Origin of the sequence: Nocardia vinacea NBRC 16497 (assembly GCF_000308835.1) — a bacterium.
Lineage (GTDB): Bacteria > Actinomycetota > Actinomycetes > Mycobacteriales > Mycobacteriaceae > Nocardia > Nocardia vinacea.
On the sequence record NZ_BAGN01000318.1, the window covers coordinates 1 to 991 of the forward strand.

General features: G+C 63.8%; 2 protein-coding genes. Both read left to right on the top strand.

What is annotated here, in order from left to right; all coding sequences use genetic code 11:
• Nucleotides 1–51: 51 nt before the first annotated feature.
• Nucleotides 52–363 (top strand): transposase, encoded by a 312-nt coding sequence (locus ON44_RS33675; RefSeq protein WP_040698051.1) that lies wholly within the window; start codon nt 52–54, stop codon nt 361–363.
• A 20-nt stretch (nt 364–383) separates the two neighbouring features.
• The coding region (locus ON44_RS33680; RefSeq protein WP_040698053.1) for an IS3 family transposase at nt 384–991 on the top strand (608 nt) is incomplete at its 3' end.

The window sequence follows — 991 nt, forward strand, 5'->3', positions numbered from 1 at the left end:
TGAACCGCCCCGACTTTTCGGCCGCTTCCTTCTCTGTGGAGGATGTGGGCCATGCCCAAGCGTTATCCGATCGAGCAGCGTGAGCGTGCGGTGAAGATGGTGCTGGACCGACTCGACGGCTATCCGTCGGCGTATGCCGCCTGCCAAGCGCTCGCTCCGAAACTCGGAGTCCACCCGGAGTCGTTGCGTGTCTGGGTGAAGCAGGCCCAGATCGACATCGGGAAGGCTCCCGGTGTGACGAGCGCGGAGCAGGCGCGGATCAAGGAACTCGAACGCGAAGTCCGAGATCTCAAGGAGGCCAACGAGATTCTGAAAGCGGCCTCGATTTTCTTCGCGCGGGAGATCGACCCGCGCCGCCGGTGATCTGCCAATTCATCGATCAGATGCGTGCACAGGGTTACCGGGTCGATCCGATCTGTCGCGTGCTCACCGAGCAGGGCGTGCAGGTCGCCGGACGCACCTATAGGAACTGGAAAACCGCCCCGCCCTCGCCGCGGACGGTGACCGATGCGTATCTGACCGATGCGCTACACGCCACAGTCGGCACGCCTGAGGGCATGTATGGGCGCCGCAAGATGACCCCGTATCTGCGCCGCCTGGGCTACCGGGTCGGTATCGGCACCGTCGACCGGCTGATGCGCGACGAAGGCCTGTCCGGCGTGGTCCGCGGCGGCAAACATCGCACCACGATCCCGGGGAAAGGTGCCGGTCATCGCCGTGCCCCGGATCTGGTCGACCGCGATTTCACCGCAGTTGAGCCAAATCGCAAGTGGGTCACCGACTTTACGTATGTGCCTACCTGGAGCGGGTTCGTGTATGTGGCGTTCGTGATCGACTGTTTCTCCCGTTCGATCGTGGGCTGGCAGGCGGCCACGATCAAGGACACCGCGATGGTCACCTCCGCGCTGAAGATGGCGTTGTGGCGACGCGACCACGACGGCCACGCCGTCGAGGATGGATTGATTCATCACAGCGACGCTGGATCGCAAGG

Excerpts from the sequence above, each read along its gene's own strand:
- ON44_RS33675 (WP_040698051.1), top strand. The coding sequence starts at position 52 with ATGCCCAAGCGTTATCCGATCGAGCAGCGTGAGCGTGCGGTGAAGATG.